At 64.0% G+C, this 21484-nt stretch carries 19 protein-coding genes and 1 other RNA gene; 10 read left to right on the forward strand and 10 right to left on the reverse strand.

Going from position 1 to position 21484, the window contains the following annotated elements; translation table 11 throughout:
* Positions 1 to 97: 97 nt before the first annotated feature.
* The 7 genes from BUS12_RS19740 to BUS12_RS39430 all read right to left on the reverse strand — a co-directional run bounded on the left by BUS12_RS19740 (position 98) and on the right by BUS12_RS39430 (position 8069).
* Complete coding sequence (locus BUS12_RS19740) at positions 98 to 1477, reverse strand: MATE family efflux transporter (RefSeq protein WP_074298502.1); 1380 nt, start codon at positions 1475 to 1477, stop codon at positions 98 to 100.
* Positions 1478 to 1479: 2 nt separating this feature from the next.
* On the reverse strand, positions 1480 to 3252 hold the full coding sequence (locus tag BUS12_RS19745; RefSeq protein WP_074298503.1) for an ArnT family glycosyltransferase: 1773 nt from the start codon (positions 3250 to 3252) through the stop codon (positions 1480 to 1482).
* A gap of 295 nt (positions 3253 to 3547) precedes the next feature.
* Complete coding sequence (locus tag BUS12_RS19750; RefSeq protein ID WP_074298505.1) at positions 3548 to 3811, reverse strand: type B 50S ribosomal protein L31; 264 nt, start codon at positions 3809 to 3811, stop codon at positions 3548 to 3550.
* 245 nt (positions 3812 to 4056) lie between these two features.
* Complete coding sequence (locus BUS12_RS19755; RefSeq protein WP_074298507.1) at positions 4057 to 4884, reverse strand: M90 family metallopeptidase; 828 nt, start codon at positions 4882 to 4884, stop codon at positions 4057 to 4059.
* A gap of 3 nt (positions 4885 to 4887) precedes the next feature.
* On the reverse strand, positions 4888 to 6444 hold the full coding sequence (locus BUS12_RS19760) for an MFS transporter (protein WP_074298508.1): 1557 nt from the start codon (positions 6442 to 6444) through the stop codon (positions 4888 to 4890).
* Positions 6441 to 6953 carry a MerR family transcriptional regulator gene (locus BUS12_RS19765; RefSeq protein WP_074298509.1) on the reverse strand — a complete coding sequence of 171 codons (513 nt, stop codon included), beginning with the start codon at positions 6951 to 6953 and terminating at the stop codon, positions 6441 to 6443. The genes BUS12_RS19760 and BUS12_RS19765 overlap by 4 nt, the downstream gene beginning before the upstream one ends.
* Before the next feature lie 873 nt (positions 6954 to 7826).
* Entirely contained in the window at positions 7827 to 8069 is a 243-nt protein-coding gene (locus BUS12_RS39430; protein WP_253190168.1) for a hypothetical protein, read from the reverse strand.
* Between the two features lie 25 nt (positions 8070 to 8094).
* On the opposite strand from BUS12_RS39430, the gene BUS12_RS39435 reads away from it, so the two are divergent.
* Positions 8095 to 8331 (forward strand): hypothetical protein, encoded by a 237-nt coding sequence (locus BUS12_RS39435; RefSeq protein ID WP_074298515.1) that lies wholly within the window; start codon positions 8095 to 8097, stop codon positions 8329 to 8331.
* A 100-nt stretch (positions 8332 to 8431) separates the two neighbouring features.
* On the opposite strand, the gene rho is transcribed toward BUS12_RS39435, so the two are convergent.
* Together rho and trxA are read right to left on the reverse strand one after the other, a co-directional pair.
* Positions 8432 to 9700: a transcription termination factor Rho gene (rho, locus tag BUS12_RS19785; RefSeq protein ID WP_074298516.1), complete on the reverse strand. Its 1269-nt coding sequence runs from the start codon at positions 9698 to 9700 to the stop codon at positions 8432 to 8434.
* 230 nt (positions 9701 to 9930) lie between these two features.
* The gene (gene trxA / locus BUS12_RS19790) at positions 9931 to 10257 is read right to left on the reverse strand and encodes a thioredoxin TrxA (RefSeq protein ID WP_006048864.1); all 327 of its coding nucleotides are present in this window, start codon (positions 10255 to 10257) and stop codon (positions 9931 to 9933) included.
* 375 nt (positions 10258 to 10632) lie between these two features.
* On the opposite strand from trxA, the gene ffs reads away from it, so the two are divergent.
* From ffs to BUS12_RS19815, 5 genes are all read left to right on the forward strand, one after another.
* Positions 10633 to 10731: signal recognition particle sRNA small type (gene ffs, locus BUS12_RS19795), an RNA gene on the forward strand.
* Between the two features lie 277 nt (positions 10732 to 11008).
* A complete protein-coding gene (gene dnaX / locus BUS12_RS19800) occupies positions 11009 to 13789 on the forward strand; it encodes a DNA polymerase III subunit gamma/tau (RefSeq protein ID WP_074298517.1) in 2781 nt (926 codons plus the stop codon).
* A gap of 60 nt (positions 13790 to 13849) precedes the next feature.
* Positions 13850 to 14176: a YbaB/EbfC family nucleoid-associated protein gene (locus BUS12_RS19805; protein WP_074298518.1), complete on the forward strand. Its 327-nt coding sequence runs from the start codon at positions 13850 to 13852 to the stop codon at positions 14174 to 14176.
* 201 nt (positions 14177 to 14377) lie between these two features.
* Entirely contained in the window at positions 14378 to 14974 is a 597-nt protein-coding gene (recR, locus tag BUS12_RS19810; RefSeq protein WP_074298519.1) for a recombination mediator RecR, read from the forward strand.
* A 61-nt stretch (positions 14975 to 15035) separates the two neighbouring features.
* A complete protein-coding gene (locus BUS12_RS19815; protein ID WP_074298520.1) occupies positions 15036 to 16259 on the forward strand; it encodes a CaiB/BaiF CoA transferase family protein in 1224 nt (407 codons plus the stop codon).
* 214 nt (positions 16260 to 16473) lie between these two features.
* Here BUS12_RS19815 and BUS12_RS19820 read toward each other — a convergent pair whose 3' ends face one another.
* On the reverse strand, positions 16474 to 17448 hold the full coding sequence (locus BUS12_RS19820) for an NADPH:quinone oxidoreductase family protein (protein ID WP_074298522.1): 975 nt from the start codon (positions 17446 to 17448) through the stop codon (positions 16474 to 16476).
* Positions 17449 to 17596: 148 nt separating this feature from the next.
* Between BUS12_RS19820 and surE the strand changes: the two genes are divergently transcribed.
* The 4 genes from surE to rpoS are packed head-to-tail and all read left to right on the forward strand — an operon-like array spanning position 17597 to position 21481.
* Complete coding sequence (surE, locus tag BUS12_RS19825) at positions 17597 to 18355, forward strand: 5'/3'-nucleotidase SurE (protein ID WP_074298523.1); 759 nt, start codon at positions 17597 to 17599, stop codon at positions 18353 to 18355.
* A complete protein-coding gene (locus tag BUS12_RS19830; RefSeq protein ID WP_074298524.1) occupies positions 18352 to 19431 on the forward strand; it encodes a protein-L-isoaspartate(D-aspartate) O-methyltransferase in 1080 nt (359 codons plus the stop codon). Before surE ends, BUS12_RS19830 begins: the two co-directional genes overlap by 4 nt.
* An 11-nt stretch (positions 19432 to 19442) precedes the next feature.
* The gene (locus tag BUS12_RS19835) at positions 19443 to 20375 is read left to right on the forward strand and encodes a peptidoglycan DD-metalloendopeptidase family protein (protein ID WP_367117686.1); all 933 of its coding nucleotides are present in this window, start codon (positions 19443 to 19445) and stop codon (positions 20373 to 20375) included.
* Between the two features lie 11 nt (positions 20376 to 20386).
* On the forward strand, positions 20387 to 21481 hold the full coding sequence (gene rpoS / locus BUS12_RS19840) for an RNA polymerase sigma factor RpoS (RefSeq protein WP_074298526.1): 1095 nt from the start codon (positions 20387 to 20389) through the stop codon (positions 21479 to 21481).
* Positions 21482 to 21484: the final 3 nt, after the last annotated feature.

Raw genomic sequence — 21484 nt, forward strand, 5'->3', positions numbered from 1 at the left:
AGCGGCTGCCTAAGACCTGAAAAGCAACTAACGGTCAAGCAGTCAAGGCGCCTCCAACAACGCCTTGACCCGCATCATCGCTTGCCGCCCACGCCGCCTACACGGCCTTATCCGCCTGCCCGTCAAAACCAGCCTGCAGATACCGCCGGCTGACCGATTGCAAGTAAAGCAATAACCCGGATCCGGCAATCGCGAGACTCGCCATATTGGCGACCCAGAACCCGCGTGCGCCGGTCAACCAGACGGGTATGGCGCCGCCGATATCGAAGCCGAGCAGATAGCCGCCGCCAAGCCCCACACCCCACAGCGCGATGGCATAGATCACCGTAGGCACGACCGCCACCTTGTAGGCGCGCAACACGAAGGCCGTCGTCACCTGCAGCGAATCGAACACGTGATAGAACACCACGATCAGAACCAGCGGCATCGCGGCCGCCGCGACCAGCGGGTTCGGCGTATAGCCTTCGATGATCAGCGGCCGCAGCGCGAGCGCAATGGCTCCATAGCAGCAGGCGATCGTCACGGCCATCAGGATGCCATGCCGCGACAGCGTGCGCGCCGCTTCGTGGCGATGCGCGCCGAGCGCCTGGGCCACCAGCGTGGAGGTGGCAATGCCGATCGACAGCGGCGTCATGTAGAGGACCGCGCCGACGTTGCCGGCAATCTGGTGTCCGGCGAGCGTCGTGGTGCCGAAGCGGGCGATGAACAGCGCCATGAAGGTGTACGAGGTAACCTCGATCAGATACGAGAGCCCCATCGGAATACCGAGGCGTAACTGGGCAACCTGACGGCGCCAGACCGGCCAGCAGAAGTGCGAGAAGATCGCGAACGGCCGGAACACGTCGAGGCGCGTCATCAACAGAATGCCGACGACGGCCAGCGTCCAGTTGATCGTCGTGCTGGCGAGCGCGCAGCCCGGGCCGCCGAGCGCCGGCATGCCAAAGCCGCCGAAGACAAACCAGCGATTGAGCGGAAACTTCATCAGCAGCGCGCCGACCTGCAGGATCATCACGAGCCGCGGCTGGCCGACCGCGTTAGTCAGCGAGCTGTAGATACGAAAGGTCAGGCCGGCCGGCAGGCCGAACGCCAGGATCTGCAGGTAAGCGACCGTGCGTTCGTGCAGCGCCGCCGGCACGCGGGCCACGCGCAGGATCGGCTCGGGGAAGTACAGGATCAGGAAGCCGATCGTCATCAGCGCCAGCGCGAGCCAGAACGACTGGCGGACTTCCTCGCCGATCTGGCTGTAGTGACGCCCGCCGTAGAGCTGGCCGGCAATCGGCTGCAGGGCGGTGAGAATGCCGGTCAGGCCGATATAGACCGAGATATAGATCGACGAGCCGAGGCCAAGCGCCGCGAGGTCGACGGCCGAATAACGCCCGACCATCGCCGTGTCGATCACGCCGAACGCGATGATCGCCAACTGGCCGATCAATACCGGCCAGGCAAGCGCGGCGATCTTCCGTACGTCAGCGAGCATGATCAGTCCGTGCTGGCCGGGGCGGCTTGCCTCGGACGCCAGGCGCGGTGTCTGGCGGGCGGCTTCGGACGGTCGATGCGCACGTACAGGCGGAAGCGCTCGTCGCGGTCGGCGACCCGGCGGCCTTCCCACACCATCTTCCAGACGAAGTCCGACATCGAACTCGGTTCGCCGTAGTCTTGCGTGTCCTGGCGCAGGATCACGTCGCAGTCTTGATCGAAAGCAAAATGCATGTGGCCGAAGTAGGCAAACGTCGCAATCTGCGCATTGCCGAGGCGCACCGGCGAAATGCAACTGTAGTCGTCCGGCAGATGGGTCGCGATCTGTTCGGCCACGTCCTTATAAGTCCGGCTGTAGTTGATGATGGGCAGCCACAGCGTCATCACCAGCACCCACATCAGCGTCGTGCCGGCGCTGGAGAGCACCACGCTGCGCCACAGCACTTTCGGATGGCGCGCGAGGCGCCAGCGGACCAGCACGAACCAGCATACCGTTACGGCGACCGCGCAGATGAACGACAGCATCTTGAACTGCGGCACGAAGCCCGGCGCATACCGGGCCATGTTGCGCGCGAGCGGCGCCGGAAAACCGGTGAGGCCTGCGATCCAGAACAGCCAGACGGTACTGCCGAGTATCGTAAAGCTGAGGAGGGCGAACCAGTCGATGGCGTTGATGGTGCCGCGATTGAGCGTGGGCAGCGCGAAGGTGGCGAGCACCGCGAGCGCCGGCAGCAGCAGCATGAAGAGCAGGTTGGTCTGATGGCTCTGCAGCACGACGAGGATCAGCAACGGCGTGATCACCGACAATGGAATCGCCACGTGCGGCGCGCGCCGCAAGCCGGACCAGCTGAACCACGACCAGATGGCCAGCGGCCAGGCGGGCCACGTGAAGAGCGGCAGGTTTTTCAGCGCATAGCGGGCCACCGAGCCGGGCGGTCCGGCAAACGTGTTGATGCTGGTGCTCACCCACTGATTGAGGTACCAGACGGCGTCGTCGGGGTAGGCGGAGAGCGCGGCGATCGGCCAGGACAGCGACACCACCAGCGCGACCGGCAAGCCGGCCAGCAGCAGCCAGCGCGTGCGCGCCGCGGGCACGATGATCGTCATGGCGAGCGTGCCGACCAGTAGCGCGGCCACCAGCACGGGGTTGCTCGCCAAGGCCACGAGGCCGAGCGCGAAGCCCCAGACGAGCGCGCCTTGCACCGGCTTGTCGATCATCCGCACAAGGCCGTACAGGAGCATCGCAACGCAGACGAACTGCGCGAGTTGCGGCGTGGTTTCGTGGCCGCGCTCGGCGAGGCCGAAGCAGGCGAGCAGAATCAGCAGTGCGCCGTCCGCGAGCGTGCGGCCGTAATCGCGCGGTTCCGGCTCGCCGCCGAAGGCGTATTTGAACGGTTGGACTTCAGGGCGCCGGCCGAGCAGATAGGCGGTGTACCAGACGAAGGCGCAGGCGCCGCAAAACAGCAGACCGGTGAAGACGCGCGAGGCATTGCTGGCGTCGACCCAGGGCGCCAGCGCACGGATCGAACTGGCGCCGAGCCAGTAGCCGAGCGGACCGTTGTCGGTCAGATATTTGCCGACCAGGTTCGGCAACAGCCAGTCGTGCGCGTTGCCCTTGGCCATGGTCCACATGACGCCGAAGCCGGCCGCATCTTCGTTCTTCCACGGGTCGCGGCCGAACAGGCCGAACGACGCGTAGACAATACTGATGGCCAGCAACAGCCAGCGCGGCAGGGCGCTCGTGGCGGAGGCAGTGAGGCGAACGACGGATCTCATGCGGATATGTTGATCTCGGATAAACGCTTCGACCGGCGCCGGGCAGGGTGCCCGGCAGCATGGCCGATTCGCAGCATCCGGCATTGTAGACGTGGCGCACTGCGCGCGTCACGGTCAGTAACAGGCGGCAACGTGGCGCACCGGCCCGTAACGGGGCGTTGAGCGGCGCGATACGGCGCAGGGAAAGCAGCGGCGCCAGGCGACAAAAAAGGGCAGCTTACGCTGCCCTCCTGTGCTGGTGCTTGAGCGCCCCGTCCGGCCTGCAGCCAGTGACGGGGCGGATACACCCTGGCTATTACTTCGCTGCCTTGCCGGTAGCGCGCGAGCCGAACTTCTTGTTGAACTTCTCGACGCGGCCTGCCGTGTCCATGATCTTTTGTTGACCGGTGTAGAACGGATGCGATTCCGACGACACTTCGATCTTGGCGAGCGGGTAGGTCTTGCCTTCGAATTCGCCGGTTTCGCGCGTCTGGATGGTCGAACGGGTCACAAACTTGAAGTCGATCGACATATCGACGAACAGAACTTCGCGGTAATTCGGGTGAATGCCTTCTTTCATGGTCTTTCCTTTAGTCTGGCGGTAGCCAACCCGCGTGCAGCCGCTTATGCGGAAGCATCTTGGCGCGAGCCACTTGCCTAAGGTCGAAAAACGGCGATTATGCCAGAAAATCAGACGGTTGACGAACTTTGCGGAGGTTTTTTCGCGGCCGGCGGGTTGACTGGTTGGTTGGCTGGCCGCCGGTTGCGGTTCCAGGCCGGGTCTCATGCCCGTGACCTCTATGCCGCCGGGTTCCATGCCGCTTCTTAGGCCTGCAGTGCGCCCACCCGCGCCGGATCCTGCCGGTAGTAGCGTGCCAGCAGCCGGTAGAGCTCCGGGTATTCGGCTTCGAACGCGTGCGGCTGGACGAACAGCGCCTCGCTGCAAACGGCAAAAAATTCCGACGGATGGTCCGCCGCGTAGGGATCGATCAGCGATTCCCGCTCGAAACGCGTCCAGCGGCGGTCCGGTACCGCATCCACCCTGGCGCAGAAGTGGTCGTAGGCGTGGTCGAATACCTGGCCCCAGGCGGTTGCATCGAGTGGCGCGTGCCAGCGGCGAAACAGCGGCGGGTGGCCATCGGCCTCGCCGCTCAGCATGTCGATCTTGTGCGCGAATTCGTGAATCACCACGTTATAGGCGTCCGTGCCGTCCGTCATCTGCGCGTCTTCCCACGACAGCACCACCGGACCGCCTTCCCAGGCCTCGCCGCTGGCGTCGTGCTCGACTTCATGGACCACGCCGTCTTCGTCCTCGACGGTTTTGCGGATCACGAATTCGCCCGGATAGACAATCACGCCGACCCAGCCGCGATAGAGATCCAACCCAAGGTTCAGCACCGGCAAGCAAGCCTGGGCGGCGATCGCCACGGTCATCGCATCGGTCAGCTCGAGTTCGTGCGCGGTGGAGAACTCCTTCTGCGCGATAAAGAGGCTGCTCAGTTCGCGCAGCCGCGCGAGGTCCGCCGCTTCGAGATGGTTGAGGAACGGCAGACCGGCAAGCGTTGCCTGCCAGAGCGCGTCGTCAATCGGATGGTTGCGCAGTGCCCGCTCGCGGCGGCGCGCATCGAACCAGTGGGTGAGTTTCGCTAGCATCGCTCAGTCGATCTGTTTTTGCCACGCGGCGAAAAGGCCGCCACACACTGCTACCCCAACGAGGTAGTAGAACCCATCGAGCGAAGTCAAAAAGCTCGCCTGTTGCGCGACCATCCGCGCGATCTGCGCCATGGCCAGGCCGTGCGCCTCGGTGAGCGAACGGCCGGTTGCGGCGAAGCCTCGCGTCAGCGTGGCAAGCGTGTTCTGGAACACCGGATTGAACGGATTCACGAACTCGGCAAGACGCGCCTGATGCAGCGCCTCGCGATGCTGCTCGATGATGATCATGGACGCGGTGGCGAACGAGATCGTCAATTGCCGCACGATGTTCTTCAACCGGTAGCCGTGCGTGAATTCCTCGATAGCGAAGATTCTAAACGTCAGATTGGCGACTGGCAGCACGATAAACAGTAACAGCAGACCGCGCAGCAGCAACGGCACGAGTAGCGCCTCCTCGCCGACGCCGGGTTCCATGCGCGTCATCCACGCCGCGGCGAACGCGGCGAGCGCAAAGCCCGGCACGATGATCCACTTCTTGCGCGGCAGCAGCTTCGAATAGCGCAGGTAGACGAACAACGCGCTGGCGGAGATAAGCGAGGTCACGCCGACGAGCCTGCCGGCGTTCTCCACCGGATAACCGAGACCGCTTTCGAGGAAACGCGAGATCAGATAACTGAAAGCGGTGGACTGGTAGTAGTAGAACATGTAGAGCACGAGGCCCACCTGGAACGTCTTCTCGCGCAGGGCGTGCAGCCGCACCAGCGGATTCGGGTGATGCCATTGCTGGTAGGCAAACCAGGCCAGTGCGCCGATGCCCAGCAGGGTCAGCAGGATCAGTCCGGGGGATCCCGTGAACAACTGGAAGCGCAGTTGCTGCATCACGATCTGCAACGCGCCTTGCGCAAACGCGAAAATCACGTAGGGCCAGAAGTGTGCGGAGCCGCGTTCTTCCGGCTGGCGATCGCCGGAATTCGGCAGGGCGAGCAAGGCCAATACGGCGAACAGGACACCCACCGGCGCGGTGCAGGCGAACAGCGCGCGCCAGTCGAAATGCGCTACGAGCTGACCGCCGACCAGCGGCGCCAGCGCGCTGCTGAGCACGATCAGAAGCAGAAACGCGCGCGTCGCGACTGGGCGCTGTTGCGTGGTGAAGCTGATCTGGATCAGGATGCGGCAGGTGCCCATCATCGGGCCGATGAAGTAACCCTGAAAGCCGCGCGCGAACGCCAGTTCGAACGAGGTTTCGCATAGCGCCGCCGCGAGTGCGCCCGCTGAATAAAGCAGCATGCAGCCGGCGACGTAGCGCCGGTAACCGAAGCGCTCCACCCACCACTGCTGTTGCAGGATGCCGAGTACGGCCGCGACGGCGTAGGCGCTCGACGACCACACCAGTTCGTCGGGCGACGCGTTGACCCCGCCGGCGATGTAGCTCGTGAAGAACGAGAAGATGGCGTTGTCGAAATAGTCGAGGCCGGTGACGACCGCCAGCACCCACGGGAAGAAGTCGCCGCGCAGTTTTTCGACGCTGAAGAGCGGCACGCGGGATGTGGCGGCGCTCATGCGGATTCGTCCCGCGCCCTGGACTTCTTCGACTTGCGTGCGGCTTGTGCTTCGCGGCGTTGCTTGAGGAGCGTATCGGCGTTTTCGCCGGCGAGACGGCGCACGACGTAGTCGAGGTCGTGACTGAGTTCGGCCTTCAGCGTTTGCGCTTCCTTCAGTTCGCGACGCATCGCTTCGATGCGCGCGTCGAGTGCGTCGACCTGTTGCGAGAGCCCGTCGCGGATCGCCTGCAGCGACTCGGTGGAAAAGCGGTTGCTGCCGGTTTCAGTGGACTCTAGCGGGCGCTTCAGCATCTCGGTGATGCCTTGCAGCGAAAAGCCGAGCGAACGCAGTCGCAGAATGCGGGCGAAACGCTCCAGGTCGTCTTCGTCGTAGAGCCGGTAGCGGCCTTCGCTGCGCGTGGGCGAGACGAGGCCGCGTTCCTCGTAGTACTTGAGCGTGCGCGGCGTGACGTTTAGACGATCGGCGGCGTCGCGTACGGTGAGCAGGGTGGGGCGGTCCTTTGACATGGGGCGTGAAGCAGTGAAAGGGAGTGGGTAGTATAGTGCAACGTGAACGTACACGTATAGGTTTGCGGGGATCAGATTGCGTGTGACGACGCGAGTCCCCGGGTTGCTGCAAGCGCGCTTGCCTCAACCTGGGCTGAAAGCTGGGATGCGCCGCCATGAAGCTAACGGCCGATCAGGATGCCATGGGATCAAACACGTTGTTGTCCTTGTAGAGCTCCGCCGAACCGGGATCGAGATCATTCGAAGGCCACAACGACCGGCCCAATCTCCTCCCCCTAGCCCAAGACGTTGCCGACGCGATCCGCGTTGTCGTTCGGGCTCACGTGGCTTTCAACACATCAGGGACATTTTGACAACGCCGCCAGCCAAGGAATAATCGAATTTGAGCAAATGAGCGATTTTATAATCGTTTTCTTGCAGATCTAATCGACCGAAAGCGCCCAACCCGAGTTATCACCGTTTTTCGCACGAGCGAAACGACCCGAACAGGATCCGGCGAGATGAACGACCTGCCTTCCGATCCCATCAGCGCGGCGTGGCTGGTGCGCCTTCGACATCATGCCCATGGGACGTCTGCCTGTACTGAGTCAGGTGGGGGGGGCGGCATGCCACGGAAACCAGCGATGGATTCCGACTGGAAACCTATCTCGAGGCTATGAGGCCAGTGCCCGAAGCGGCGGCACATCTGCAATTTCACCTGCGCCATGAAGAGCCGCATCTGGAATTCCTGGCCAGATTGTTCGCCCGGACCGGTCCTGACTTCGCCCATGCATGGGTGATGGCGGAGACAATCTGCCTGGAACACGGCATTTCTGCCCAACCGTGGTGAAGACTGAGGCTCTTAACGCGGCTGCAGATCTGGACGTGCGACGTTTATTTGGGGACCTGACCGCGGAGTTCGGCGAGGACTTGCTGATGCGTGCGGCCGCGTAGATGACGCTGCGGGAAAGCAAGGCGAGCTTCGCCATCGAGGATGAGGCCGAGCGGGCGACACGAATCCAGCGATTCGCGGATGTGATGGCCCGACGCACCGGGCAGGGCGAACCGTCGCTGACCAATACGTTCCTCGCTGAATTGCAGCGTGGGATTCTGGGCGACAGGATCACACTGGCGCATTTCGGCATCCGACAATCTCCGGCCTTTGTGGCGCTATCCCGACCTGGGCCCACATGTCGTTTTTCTTTCCGGCATCATCGGGCGCACGCTCAAGGAGCAGATGCGGGAGGAGTCGCGTTACCTCCGAAGTCACGCGCAAGCACGGCTCGCACTGAAAGAAATCGTCGAGATGCCCGATCAGCAGGCCGACAGGGTACTGCGCTCGATCGAGCAGAATCGCGGCGAACTTAGCAACGTTCTTGCCAAAGAGATGCCCGTGTGAGGGCAGGGTGCGGTCGTTGGATTCAGCGAGACAACCCGCGCAAAGGCGGGCAGTCTCTCGGCCGCCGCGAGAGCGGCGCCCTCAGTGCATACAACAGCGCTTAACTCCCCCCGCCACGCCGCATCATGTCGAAGAACTCCGAATTGCTCTTCGTCTGGCGGATCTTGTCGAGCAAAAATTCCATCGCCTCGACTTCGTCCATATCGTGAATGAACTTGCGCAGCACCCAGATCTTTTGCAGGATCTCAGGCTTGATCAGCAGCTCTTCGCGACGCGTACCGGACTTGTTAAGGTTGATCGACGGATAAACGCGCTTCTCAGCAAGACGACGCTCAAGGTGCACTTCCATATTGCCGGTGCCCTTGAACTCTTCGTAGATCACGTCGTCCATGCGGCTGCCGGTTTCGATCAGCGCCGTACCGATGATGGTGAGCGAGCCGCCTTCTTCGATGTTACGTGCGGCGCCGAAGAAGCGCTTCGGACGTTGCAGCGCGTTCGCGTCCACACCACCCGTCAGCACCTTGCCCGAAGCCGGCACCACCGTGTTGTAGGCGCGTGCGAGACGCGTGATCGAGTCCAGCAGAATCACCACGTCGTTCTTCATTTCGACGAGGCGCTTGGCTTTTTCGATCACCATTTCGGCGACCTGGACGTGACGCGCAGCCGGTTCGTCGAACGTGGACGCGATCACTTCGCCGGCCACCGAACGCTGCATTTCCGTCACTTCTTCCGGGCGCTCGTCAATCAGCAGCACGAACAGGATGACATCCGGATGGTTCTGCTTGATCGCGTGAGCGATGTGCTGAAGCATCACGGTCTTGCCGGACTTCGGCGAGGCGACCAGCAGGCCGCGCTGGCCCTTGCCGATCGGCGCGATCATGTCGATGATGCGGCCCGTGACGTTTTCTTCGCCACGCATTTCACGTTCGAGCAGCAGCACCTTGTTCGGGTGCAGCGGCGTCAAGTTCTCGAACATGATCTTGTGTTTCGAGGCTTCCGGCGGCTGGCCGTTGACCTTGTCCACCTTCACCAGCGCGAAATAACGCTCGCCGTCTTTCGGCGTACGCACTTCACCTTCGATCGTGTCGCCGGTGTGCAGATTGAAGCGGCGGATTTGCGACGGGCTGATATAAATATCGTCCGTGCTGGCCAGATACGAGGTTTCCGGCGAGCGCAGGAAGCCGAAGCCGTCAGGCAGCACCTCGAGCGTGCCGTCGCCGAAAATCGTTTCGCCAGTCTTGGCGCGCTTTTTAAGAATGGCGAACATCAATTCCTGCTTGCGCAGGCGGTTCGCACTTTCGATCTCGAGGCCATTGGCCATCTCGATCAATTCGGACACGTGCAGAGTCTTAAGCTCGGATAAATGCATACGGAGAACCCGCAGGAGAAGGTGCGACCTGAAATGAAATCTGGGAGGAGAGTGAGCGGAACCGCTCAGGGACTTAAGCGTCTTTTCGACGTTTTGCGGATTCTAGCATAGCACACGCCAATTTCAGCCAGCGTGGCGTCACAGCATCTAATTGTTGTCCGTGTTGTCGGCTGACAACACGGACAATGTGCGCGCACTGAGCGCGCAAGCGGCGCTTCGGCTACAGCGTATTACAGGTTGCCGTCGAGGAACGCGGTGAGTTGCGACTTCGACAGGGCGCCGACCTTCTGCGCCGCGACTGCGCCATTCTTGAAGAGGATCAGCGTGGGGATGCCGCGCACGCCGAACTTCACCGGCGTGGACTGATGTTCGTCCACGTTGATCTTGGCGATCTGCAGGCGGTCAGCGTAGTCCTTCGCAACCTCGTCGAGGATCGGTGCAATCATCTTGCACGGACCGCACCATTCTGCCCAGAAGTCGAGCAGCACGGGCTTGTCGGATTTCACGACGTCCTGTTCGAACGATGCGTCGCTGATATGTTTGATTTGTTCGCTCATATATGAATACCTCTCTCGGATCGAGGCCCGCCTGAATTGCTCGCCACGATACACCAAACTAAGAAAACTTCCGTTCGCGTTGCCGCAAAGGGAGCCGCACTGGAACATTCGCGGGCGATCCTCTCGAAGCGCTCCGGAATGCGCAGAATGCTCGGCTTTACGGGACATTCGTACGTCAGTTTAGCCTAAATTGCTATGCGTTGCCGGTGGTGATAGTACTCATACAGGCAGTAGGGACAAGGGCTGCCGGTAGGGTGCCAGCGTCGGTGACACACCGTATCTGGTGGTTGCGGGCGTGAACGCAAGTGGGCGTTCATCAAACTTTGTTCGCATTAGGAGTCGCGCGGCCTGTCGACCGATGGTAGAATCTTTCGTGACGGGCCTCCTCGCATGGAGGGGCGGTCAACCTGGTCAGGTCGGGAACGAAGCAGCCACAGCCGTTTTCCACCAGTGCCGAGGGTCAGGCTCGTCACCTTCCTTTTTTCATCGTTTGTTCGTTGCTCGCCGCCTGGTTGGTTCAAAGCCGGCACAACGGTTCCCCCCAGTGTTTCCCAGTCGCATTGAGTCGACTCTGCGCGGTTTTTTCGCGTATCAGTTGCTGGCCGCTCGGCTGTCCGACTTCCGGTTCGCCGCTCTCGCATCGTCCTATTTTTTTCTATCGATTCGCTTGCCATTTTCAATGAGGCGGCGACGTGTATCCGTATGCGGTCGAATCGCCTTGGCGCGCTATCGTTACTGATACAATTTCCCGATGACCTATCAAGTTCTCGCACGCAAATGGCGACCGAAGGATTTCGCTTCGCTCGTCGGACAGGAGCACGTGGTGCGCGCGCTCACGCATGCGCTCGACGGCGGGCGCCTGCACCATGCCTATCTGTTCACCGGAACCCGCGGCGTCGGCAAGACGACGCTCTCGCGCATCTTCGCCAAGGCGCTGAATTGCGAAACCGGCGTGACCTCAACACCGTGCGGCGTGTGCCGTGCGTGCCGGGAGATCGACGAGGGGCGCTTTGTCGATTACGTGGAGATGGATGCGGCAAGTAATCGCGGCGTCGACGAAATGGCCGCACTGCTGGAACGGGCGGTGTATGCGCCGGTCGATGCGCGCTTCAAGGTCTATATGATCGACGAAGTGCACATGCTGACGAACCACGCCTTCAACGCCATGTTGAAGACGCTGGAAGAACCGCCGCCGCACGTCAAGTTCATTCTGGCCACCACTGATCCACAGAAGATTCCGGTCACGGTGCTGTCACGCTGCCTGCAGTTCAATCTGAAGCAGATGCCGGCCGGCCATATCGTGTCGCATCTGGAGCACATCCTCGGTGAGGAACACGTGCCGTACGAGGCCCAGGCGCTGCGCTTGCTGGCGCGCTCGGCGGACGGCTCGATGCGCGATGCGCTGTCGCTCACGGATCAGGCGATCGCCTATTCGGCCAACCAGGTCACGGAAGAAGCGGTACGCGGCATGCTGGGTGCGCTCGACCAGAGTTACCTGATTCGCCTGCTCGATGCGCTCGCCGATGGCGATGGCCCGGCAGTGCTGGCGGTCGCTGACGAGATGTCCTTGCGCAGCCTGTCGTTTTCGACGGCGCTGCAGGATCTGGCCAGCTTGCTGCACCGGATTGCCTGGGCGCAGTTCGCGCCGTCGTCAGTGCTCGACGAGTGGCCCGAAGCGACGGATTTGCGGCGCTTTGCGGAGGCGCTGAGCGCCGAGCAGGTGCAACTGTTCTATCAGATTGCAACGATTGGCCGGAGCGAGCTCGGCCTCGCGCCGGATGAGTACGCCGGCTTTACGATGACGCTGCTGCGCATGCTGGCGTTCGAGCCGGCGCCCACCGGTGGCGGCGGAACAACGACGGCGGGGCGTCCGGCTGGAGCCTCGGGCGCCGGCGGGGTGAAGCGTAGCGGCACGCCGGCTGTAGCGGCATCGCAAGCTCAGGCGGCGCCTGTGCGGGCGGCTGTGGTGACGCCGTCGGCGGCCTCGATGAATGCTGCGCCGAGTGGCGACGATATCGGTGAGCCCGGTCCGCGCGCTCAATTCGAAACGCCTCGCGTGGAGATGGATTCGGCGGCGCGGTCGACGGTTGCACGGGACGCTGAGCGGGTCGTTGGCCAGGCGGTCGTTCAAGATGCGGCTTCGGTCGCCACGCGTTCGCATGCGGACAGCGCGCCGGCGCAAGTGGCGGTGATTGCCGCTGCGGCATCGGCGGAAGAGGGTGGCGAGCCTGCTGTTGCCGATCGCAACGCCACTCCGGCTCCTACCGCGGAGATCGCAGCGAGCCCCGTTGTTAATCCAGATGCGAGTGCCGATGTGACTCCGGTGGCGACCACGGAGACGGGTACCACCAGTCCGGCGACGGACTCGGCAGAACCGGCTTCGGTCGCGACAACGCCAGCGACAACTACGCCGGCAACGACAGCCGCCGAACCGGCTCCGGTGGCAACGCCAGTCACTGCCGCCGCAGAGGTTCCTGCTGCATCGGCAGTAACAGCCACGGCAGCGGTTCCAACGGCACCGGCAGTAACGGCCGCCGCACCGGTTTCCGCGGCTGCGACGAGCACAGCGGCCTCGACACCCAAATCCGCCGTTCAAGCCACACCCGCACCCGCACCCACCTCGACCTCGCAAGACGACGCTCAAGCCGACGACGCCGCGCCGCGTCGCGCAGGTGGCGCCAGCGCCGCGCTCGATGTGTTGCGCAGCGCCGGCCTGAAAGTGTCATCCGATCGCGGCCGCGCCGCAGCCGCCGCAGCCAGGCCCGCCCCTACAGTCCCGCAGAAACCTGCCGCCCCCCGCGTGAACGTCCCGGTGCCCACACCCGGCGCGCCGCGTCGCGCGCAGGAAGCTGCGCCTGCCCGCGCTACGGCACCGTCGGCGCCAGCAGCGCGCAACGGCGGTCAAGGCAGCCAGGGCGGCTCATCCGTGCCGCCGTGGGACGACATGCCGCCTGACGATTTCGTGCCGCTCTCGGCCGAAGACGACTACTTCGGCCCACCTGACGACGGCTACATGCCGGTCTTCGACGCCGGCCCCGACGACGTACGCATGCCCGCCGCCGCATCCGCCCCGGCACCGGTCGACACGCGCCCCTTGCCGCCCGCCGTACCGCTCGACGCCCTCGGCTTCAACGGCGATTGGCCGGCGCTGGCCGTCGGCCTGTCGCTTAAAGGCATTTCCTACCAGCTCGCCTTCAACAGCGAACTGATGGCGCTCGAAGGCGCCACGCTCAAGCTCAATGTGCCGGTGCCGCAGTACGCTGAAGCCTCGCAGGTCGCCAAGCTCAAGATCGCGCTGGCCGAACGGCTCGGCAAGGAAGTCGAGGTGCTCGTCGAAGTGGGCCCGGCCCGCCGCACTGCGGCCGCGTTCGACGCCGCCGCCCGCGCGCAGCGTCAGAAGGAAGCCGAGCGCGAGATCGGTTCGGACCCGTTCGTGCAATCGCTGATCCGCGAATTCGGCGCCAGCATCGTGCCGGGTTCCATCAAGCCGATCGCCCCGGACGCCGCCGGCAGCCCCTCGTCGACGCATTGATTTACGGCGCATCATAGCGCCATACCCCCAAATTTCACGCTATCAAGAAGGAGCACGTCCATGATGAAAGGCCAACTCGCCGGGCTGATGAAGCAGGCCCAGCAGATGCAGGAAAACATGAAGAAGATGCAGGACCAGCTCGCGCAGATCGAAGTCGAGGGGCAGTCGGGTGCGGGTCTCGTCAAGGTGACGATGACCTGCAAGAACGACGTGCGCCGCGTGTCGATCGACCCGAGCCTGCTCGCCGACGACAAGGACATGCTGGAAGACCTCGTCGCCGCTGCATTCAACGACGCCGTGCGCAAGGCCGAAGCCACCGCCCAGGAAAAGATGGGCGGCATGACCTCGGGCCTGCCGCTGCCGCCGGGCTTCAAGCTGCCGTTCTGATCGTTCGCATCGTTTAGACCCCCGGCTGGCCGAGGCGCTGCGGGCAGGCCACGGACCCTGTCCGCCAATGCTTCCCCGCAAGGCCGCAACGCTACACGGCAGAGCGGTGCAACGCGCTCGAGCGTCGCACCGCTCTGCCGGCTGCCATATGACGGCTTCCAGACCGCAACGCCCTACCCACATCGACATCGCCGATTCCGCATGAAACAACCTTCCGCCTTGTCGGCGCTCGTCGAAGCGCTGCGCGCGCTGCCCGGTGTCGGGCCGAAGTCCGCGCAACGTATGGCGTATCACCTGATGCAGCACGATCGCGAGGGCGCGGAAAAACTCGGCCGTTCGTTGCTGTTTGCCACCGAGCATCTGCAGCACTGCGAGAAGTGCAACACCTTCACCGAAGCGCAGATCTGCGAGGTGTGCAGCGACGCGGAACGCGATCCGGCGCTGCTGTGCGTCGTCGAGACACCGGCCGACCAGATCATGCTCGAGCAGACGATGACCTATCGCGGCCTGTACTTCGTGTTGATGGGCCGCCTGAGTCCGCTCGACGGCATCGGCCCGAAGGAGATCCATTTCGACCGGCTCGTCAAGCGAGCTACGGATGGCATCGTCAAGGAGGTCGTGCTGGCGACCAATTTCACCAACGAAGGCGAAGCCACCGCGCATTACCTCGGGCAGACGCTCAAGGCCCGCGGTCTGGCCGTCACGCGGCTTGCGCGCGGCGTACCGGTGGGCGGCGAGCTGGAGTATGTCGACGCCGGCACGATCGCCCGCGCGATGCTCGACCGGCGCTCGCTGTAGCGCGGTGCTTTACTTTTACCCGGGTAGCCCGGGTAGCACACGTAGCTGAGGACACGAGACCATGAGCGCAACCCCCGACGCGACGCGTCCCACCGGCCCGCTGGCAGGCGTGAAAGTGCTCGAACTCGGCACGCTGATCGCCGGCCCGTTCGCCGCGCGCTTTCTCGGCGAGTTCGGTGCGGAAGTGATCAAGATCGAAGACCCCAAGGGCGGCGATCCGCTGCGCAAATGGCGCAAGCTGTATCCGGAAGCCGGCGGCACTTCGCTGTGGTGGGCCGTCCAGGCGCGCAACAAGAAATCCGTGACGATCAACCTGAAGGCCGAGGAGGGCAAGGAGATCGTGCGGCGTCTGGCGAAAGAAGCGGACATTGTGGTCGAAAATTTCCGCCCGGGGCTGCTTGAGAAGCTTGGGCTCGGTTATGACGTGCTGTCCGCCGAGAATCCCGGTCTCGTGATGGTGCGCCTGTCCGGCTACGGCCAGACCGGACCGTATCGCGACCGGCCCGGGTTTGGCGCGATTGCCGAGTCGATGGGCGGGCTGCGGCATATCACGGGGTATCCGGATTTGCCGCCGCCGCGCATCGGCATTTCCATCGGCGACTCGATCGCCGCGCTGCACGGCGTGATCGGCGCGTTGATGGCGCTGCATCACAAGCAGGTGAATGGCGGCAAAGGGCAGGTGGTCGACGTCGCCCTCTACGAGGCGGTCTTCAACATGATGGAGAGCGTGGTGCCCGAATATGGCGTCTACGGCATGGTGCGCGAGCGCACCGGTGCGTCGCTGCCGGGCATCGTGCCGTCGAACACCTATCCGTGCCGCGACGGCAGCATCGTGATAGGCGGCAATAGCGATCCCATCTTCAAGCGCCTGATGTTCGCCATCGAACGCGCGGACCTCGCTAACGATCCTGCGCTGGCGCATAACGACGGCCGCGTGCCGCGCACTCAGGAAATCGACGGCGCGATCGCCGCGTGGCTCGCTACGCGGACCATCGACGAGGCGCTCGAGGTGCTGAACGCCGCGGATGTGCCGGTGGGTCGCATCTACAGCGTCGCGGATATGTTCACCGATCCGCAATTCATGGCGCGTCAGATGATCCAGCGCTTCAAATGGCAGGACGGCAAGGAAATCACCTTGCCTTCGGTCACGCCCAAGCTCTCGGAGACGCCTGGTGAAACGCGCTGGCTCGGTCCGGAGTTGGGCGAGCACACCGACGAAGTGTTGAGCGCGCTCGGCTACGACGCGCAGCAGATTGCCGCGTTGCATGCGCAACAGGTGGTGTGAGTGTTGAGTGCGCCTGGCCGCGTGCTCAAGCGGTGCGAGTAGCACGCAGTGGGTCGCGTGCCGTGGGCGACTCTTTCGGCGTGGGCCTGTCGAGTAGCGGACTGCTTGCCCGCCTGGACGGCCGCCTCAGGCCTCGCCGGCAGACCAATCCAAAGCGGCATGCCGTCAGGCGACGACACGCCGTTTTCCGCTCTGGCCACGCGCGCCGGCGCGCCTACGGCGTAATCACCACTTTCCCCACCACCCGCCGCTCGGCCATCTCCCGTAGCGCCCGCCCGGTTTCCTCGAGCGGATAGCGCGCCGACACATACGGCCGCAGCTTACCTTCGCCGATCCACCCCACCATCTGCTTGAATGCCGCCGCGTTGTGCTGCGGCTCGCGCTTCGCAAAGTCGCCCCAGAACACGCCGACAAGGCTGGCGCCTTTGAGCAGCGCGAGGTTGAGCGGCAATCTGGGAATCTCGCCGTTCGCAAAGCCCACTACCAGATAACGGCCGCGCCAGCCGATACTGCGGAACGCCGGTTCCGCATAAACGCCGCCGACCGGATCGTAGATCACGTCCGGCCCTTTGCCGTCGGTGAGCGCCTTGATGCGCTCGCGCAGGTCTTCGGTGCTGTAGTTGATCGTCGCATCCGCGCCGTGCTTCACGCAGATGGCGAGCTTCTCGTCCGAGGACGCCGCCGCGATCACCCGCGCGCCCAGCGCCTTGCCGATCTCCACCGCGGCGAGGCCGACGCCGCCCGCCGCACCCAGCACGAGCATCGTTTCACCCGCCTTCAAAGCCGCGCGATCGACCACCGCGTGGTGCGATGTGCCATAGGCGAGCGTGAAGGCCGCCGCCACGGCAAAGTCGATGCCGTCGGCAAGCGGCACGCAGGCGGCCGCAGGCGCCACGGCCTGCTCCGCAAAGCCGCCCTGGCCGGTGAACGCCACCACGCGCGCGCCCGGCTGAAACTGCGACACGCCGGCGCCGACCGCGCGCACAATGCCGGCCACTTCCGAGCCCGGCGTAAAGGGCAGCGGCGGCTTGAACTGGTATTTGTTCTCGATGATCAGCACGTCGGGGAAATTGACGCTGGCCGCCTTGACGTCGATCACCACCTCGCCGGCTTGCGGCGTGAGGTCGGGCAACGCTTCGACCACCAGGCTCTCCGGCGGGCCATATTGATTGCAGCGAATCGCGCGCATCGTGTCTCCATGTCGATCGGGTTCACTTCGGTATTCTGAAGTGTAAAGCAAGCCGAACGACCGTGCGTTTTTGTCGTGCCGCAGTCGCTGCATCCGCGATGCCTGGCGTGTCGTTCGCGCGTCTTCTTTCCTCGGTTACAATCGCCGCATGCGAATCCTACTCAGCAACGACGATGGTTATCTGGCGCCAGGCCTTGCTGCGCTTTACGAAGCGCTGAAGGCGTTCGCCGACGTCACTGTGATGGCGCCCGAGCAGAACTGCAGCGGCGCGTCGAACTCGTTGACGCTGTCGCGGCCGTTATCGGTGCTGCGCTCGGCGACGGGTTTCTATTACGTGAACGGCACGCCAACCGACTCCGTGCACATTGCCCTGACCGGCATGCTCGACCACACGCCCGATCTGGTGGTGTCCGGCATCAACAACGGCCAGAACATGGGCGAGGACACGCTGTATTCCGGCACGGTCGCCGCGGCGACTGAAGGCATCATGTTCGGCGTGCCCGCCATCGCGTTTTCGCTGGTCGACAAGGATTGGGTCCATCTCGACGCCGCCACGCGCGTGGCAGCGGAAATCGTCGCCCATTACCTCGAGCATCCGCTGGCCGGCAACCCGTTGCTGAACGTCAATATTCCCAACCTGCCGTACGAGCAGCTCGGCGACTGGCGCATCACCCGTCTGGGCAAGCGGCATCCGTCGCAGCCGGTGATCCGCCAGACCAACCCGCGCGGCGAACCGATCTACTGGATCGGCCCGTCGGGTAGCGCGCGCGATGCGAGCGAGGGCACCGACTTCCACGCCGTCGCCAACGGCCAGGTGTCGATCACGCCGCTGCAGCTCGATCTGACCCACACGGACATGTTGCCCGCGGCGCGCGACTGGCTGCGCGCCGGGAGCGGCGCTTCATGACCAACGAGCGCGCAAAGCGCTTTCCGCTTGGCCTCGAGGATCTGGTGCGCGAGCCACGGCGGCCCGAAGGGCGCCCCGGCGAAGTGCGCGCGGCGAACCTCGCCGCGGCGACCGAGGCCCGTGCGGCCGGCGCGCGCGCGAAGACCTCGGCACGCGGCGAGATCGCCGGCGGCCGTACCGCTAGCCAGCCGGCCAAAGCGGCGGCTTTGGTTAAACCCGCGGTTAAACCCGCAGTTAAACCGGCGCTCAAGCCCGCAGTCAAAACGGCGGCCAAACCTTCGGCATCCGTCGTCACGAAACAAAGCGCAAGCGCGACGGTGGCGAAGCCGCTGGCCAACCGGCCTGCGCCCAAGCCCGTCGCGCCGCGCCCGAGCGCCAAGCCTGCCGAACGCAGCGCCGCACCGAATGTCGCGTTGAACGGTGCACTTGCACTGACTTCGGAACGGGTTCGCGAGCGCATGGTCGAACGCCTGCGGGCAAACGGCATTACCGATCAGCGCGTGGTGCATGCGATGTCGGTGGTGCCGCGCCACATGTTCGTGGACCCGGGGCTTGCCCCCCAGGCTTACGAGGACGCGGCGCTGCCGATCGGCCATCACCAGACCATCTCCAAGCCTTCGGTGGTCGCGCGGATGATCGAGCTGGCCGCCGCCGGCCGGACCCTCACGAACGTGCTCGAAATCGGCACGGGCTGCGGTTACCAGGCGGCGGTGCTGAGCCAGGTTGCACGCGATGTTTATTCGATTGAACGCATCAAACCGCTCTACGAGCGCGCCAAGACCAACTTGCGTCCGCTACGCATTCCGAACATCCGGCTGCACTACGGTGATGGCCGCATCGGTTTGCCGGCGGTCGCGCCGTTCGACGCGATCGTGATTGCCGCGGCAGGCCTCGACGTCCCGCAGGCTTTGCTTGAGCAACTTGCGATCGGCGGTCGCCTCGTTGCGCCGGTCGGCACGCAGGATGGCCAGACGCAGCAGGTGCTCACGCTCGTCGAACGGACCGGGCCCGCGCAATGGCGCGAGTCGCGGCTTGATCGCGTTTTCTTTGTACCCTTAAAATCCGGAGTGATTTGACACCGATGAGTATGTTGCGCGCGATGCAAAAAAACAGCCTGAATGTCCATCTGACCGTAGCCCAGCGTAGCGTGTGCGTGGTCGCGCTCTCCCTGTTGGCGGCCTGTGCGACGCGGCTCGATAACGCGCCGGTAGTCGATAAATCCGGCGACCTCGGTACCCAGTCCGCGCAGCAGGCGCCGGCGGCACCCGTGCCGCTGGGTCCGCCGCCTCCGGGTTATTACCGGGTCAAACCGGGCGATACGCTCTACCGCATCGCTCTGGAAAACGGTCAGAATTATCGCGACATCGCGACGTGGAACAACCTGACCAACCCGAACCAGATCGAAGTCGATCAACTGCTGCGGGTGGCGCCGCCAGGCGCGAACGTCGCGGCGCTTACGCCTGGCGTGGCCACCTCGCCGGTGATCGGTGGCGGCGTGCAGACGGCGCCGCTGGGCGGTTCGTCAGCGCCGCCTCCGTCGCCGGGCGGAACGGCAGGCGTGGCGTCGGTGCCGCCGGTCTACGGTGCGGGTTCAAGCGCCACCACGATCCCGCCGCAAACCGGAGCGAGCGACACAGGCGCGGCTGCTGCGAGCAACGTCGCGTTCGCCTGGCCGGTGCGCGGCCCGATCCTCGGCACGTTTGACGACGCCACCAACAAGGGCGTCAATATCGGCGGGGCTGCCGGCGACCCGGTGAAAGCGGCTGCCGATGGCCGCGTCGTTTATGCGGGAAATGGGCTGCGCGGTTACGGCAATCTCATTATCATCAAGCATGATGCAACTTATCTTACGGCGTATGCACATAACCGCGCTTTGATGGTAAAAGAGGGAGACGCGGTGACCAAAGGGCAGAAGATCGCCGAAATGGGCAATAGCGATTCGGACCGTGTGATGTTGCATTTCGAAGTTCGCCGGCAGGGTAAGCCTGTCGACCCACTGAAGTATTTGCCGCCGCAATAAGCGATACGACCATGCCGAAATCGAAGCGCCGCACGCCGCAAGCCGAGTCTGAGAAGATCAGTCGCGCCACGCAAGTTACGGTGGAGGACGGCGGTGCTTCGGAGGTCGAAGACGATAGCGTTGACGATCTGGACAACGCACGCGATCTCGACGAGCGCCAAAGCGGTACGGAGGAAGCCGGCGAAACGCGCGAAAGCGCGAGCGACGCCGCGCCCGACGCCGACGATTTCCGCGCGCTGCTGCAAGCCGAACTCACGGCTGACACGATCCAGCATTACCTCAACCGGATCAGCGTGAAGCCGCTGTTGACGGTGGAGGAGGAGCAGCGCTATTCGCGGCTGGCCAAGGCCGGCGAGTTCGAAGCGCGCCAGGTGATGATCGAGCGCAATCTGCGGCTCGTCGTCAGTATCGCGAAAGGCTATCTGAACCGCGGCGTGCCGCTGCTCGATCTGATCGAAGAGGGCAACCTCGGCCTGATGCACGCCATCGAGAAGTTCGATCCCACGCGCGGCTTCCGTTTTTCCACGTATGCCACCTGGTGGATCCGTCAGAGCATCGAGCGCGCCATCATGAATCAGGCGCGTACCGTGCGTCTGCCGGTGCACGTGATTCGCGAGCTCAACCAGGTGCTGCGCGCCAAGCGCCATCTGGAGAAGAACTCCATGAATTCCGGCGACGCGGCCGACCGCCGCGACGCCAGCATCGACGACATCGCGTACCTGACCGGCAAGACCACCGACGAAGTCACCGACATCCTCGCGCTGAACGAGCACACGGCGTCGCTCGACGCGCCGCTCGATCTCGATCCGGCGAGCAGCCTGCTCGATCTGCTGTCCGACGACCAGAGCCAGTCGCCGGATGCCGAGGTGCAGCACCGCGAGCTGGAAACGTTGACGCGCGCGTGGCTCGCCCGCCTGTCCGACAAGCATCGTCACGTGATCGAGCGCCGCTTCGGGCTCAATCATATCGAGCCGGCCACGCTCGAAGAGCTGGCCGACGAAATGGGCCTCACGCGCGAGCGTGTGCGCCAGATCCAGCAGGAAGCGCTGGTTCGCCTGAAGCGCTTCTTTGCCTCCAACGGTGTACGCAAGGACGCCGTTTTATAAGCC

Origin of the sequence: Paraburkholderia phenazinium, from assembly GCF_900142845.1 — a bacterium.
GTDB classification, from domain to species: domain Bacteria; phylum Pseudomonadota; class Gammaproteobacteria; order Burkholderiales; family Burkholderiaceae; genus Paraburkholderia; species Paraburkholderia phenazinium_A.

Bases quoted from the DNA above. Each gene is read 5' to 3' on its own strand.
- BUS12_RS19740 (WP_074298502.1), bottom strand. From the start codon at position 1,477: ATGCTCGCTGACGTACGGAAGATCGCCGCGCTTGCCTGGCCGGTATTG.
- BUS12_RS19745 (WP_074298503.1), bottom strand. From the start codon at position 3,252: ATGAGATCCGTCGTTCGCCTCACTGCCTCCGCCACGAGCGCCCTGCCG.
- BUS12_RS19750 (WP_074298505.1), bottom strand. From the start codon at position 3,811: ATGAAAGAAGGCATTCACCCGAATTACCGCGAAGTTCTGTTCGTCGAT.
- BUS12_RS19755 (WP_074298507.1), bottom strand. From the start codon at position 4,884: ATGCTAGCGAAACTCACCCACTGGTTCGATGCGCGCCGCCGCGAGCGG.
- BUS12_RS19760 (WP_074298508.1), bottom strand. From the start codon at position 6,444: ATGAGCGCCGCCACATCCCGCGTGCCGCTCTTCAGCGTCGAAAAACTG.
- BUS12_RS19765 (WP_074298509.1), bottom strand. From the start codon at position 6,953: ATGTCAAAGGACCGCCCCACCCTGCTCACCGTACGCGACGCCGCCGAT.
- BUS12_RS39430 (WP_253190168.1), bottom strand. From the start codon at position 8,069: ATGCGCCAGTGTGATCCTGTCGCCCAGAATCCCACGCTGCAATTCAGC.
- rho (WP_074298516.1), bottom strand. From the start codon at position 9,700: ATGCATTTATCCGAGCTTAAGACTCTGCACGTGTCCGAATTGATCGAG.
- trxA (WP_006048864.1), bottom strand. From the start codon at position 10,257: ATGAGCGAACAAATCAAACATATCAGCGACGCATCGTTCGAACAGGAC.
- dnaX (WP_074298517.1), top strand. From the start codon at position 11,009: ATGACCTATCAAGTTCTCGCACGCAAATGGCGACCGAAGGATTTCGCT.
- BUS12_RS19805 (WP_074298518.1), top strand. From the start codon at position 13,850: ATGATGAAAGGCCAACTCGCCGGGCTGATGAAGCAGGCCCAGCAGATG.
- recR (WP_074298519.1), top strand. From the start codon at position 14,378: ATGAAACAACCTTCCGCCTTGTCGGCGCTCGTCGAAGCGCTGCGCGCG.
- BUS12_RS19815 (WP_074298520.1), top strand. From the start codon at position 15,036: ATGAGCGCAACCCCCGACGCGACGCGTCCCACCGGCCCGCTGGCAGGC.
- BUS12_RS19820 (WP_074298522.1), bottom strand. From the start codon at position 17,448: ATGCGCGCGATTCGCTGCAATCAATATGGCCCGCCGGAGAGCCTGGTG.
- surE (WP_074298523.1), top strand. From the start codon at position 17,597: ATGCGAATCCTACTCAGCAACGACGATGGTTATCTGGCGCCAGGCCTT.
- BUS12_RS19830 (WP_074298524.1), top strand. From the start codon at position 18,352: ATGACCAACGAGCGCGCAAAGCGCTTTCCGCTTGGCCTCGAGGATCTG.
- BUS12_RS19835 (WP_367117686.1), top strand. From the start codon at position 19,443: ATGTTGCGCGCGATGCAAAAAAACAGCCTGAATGTCCATCTGACCGTA.
- rpoS (WP_074298526.1), top strand. From the start codon at position 20,387: ATGCCGAAATCGAAGCGCCGCACGCCGCAAGCCGAGTCTGAGAAGATC.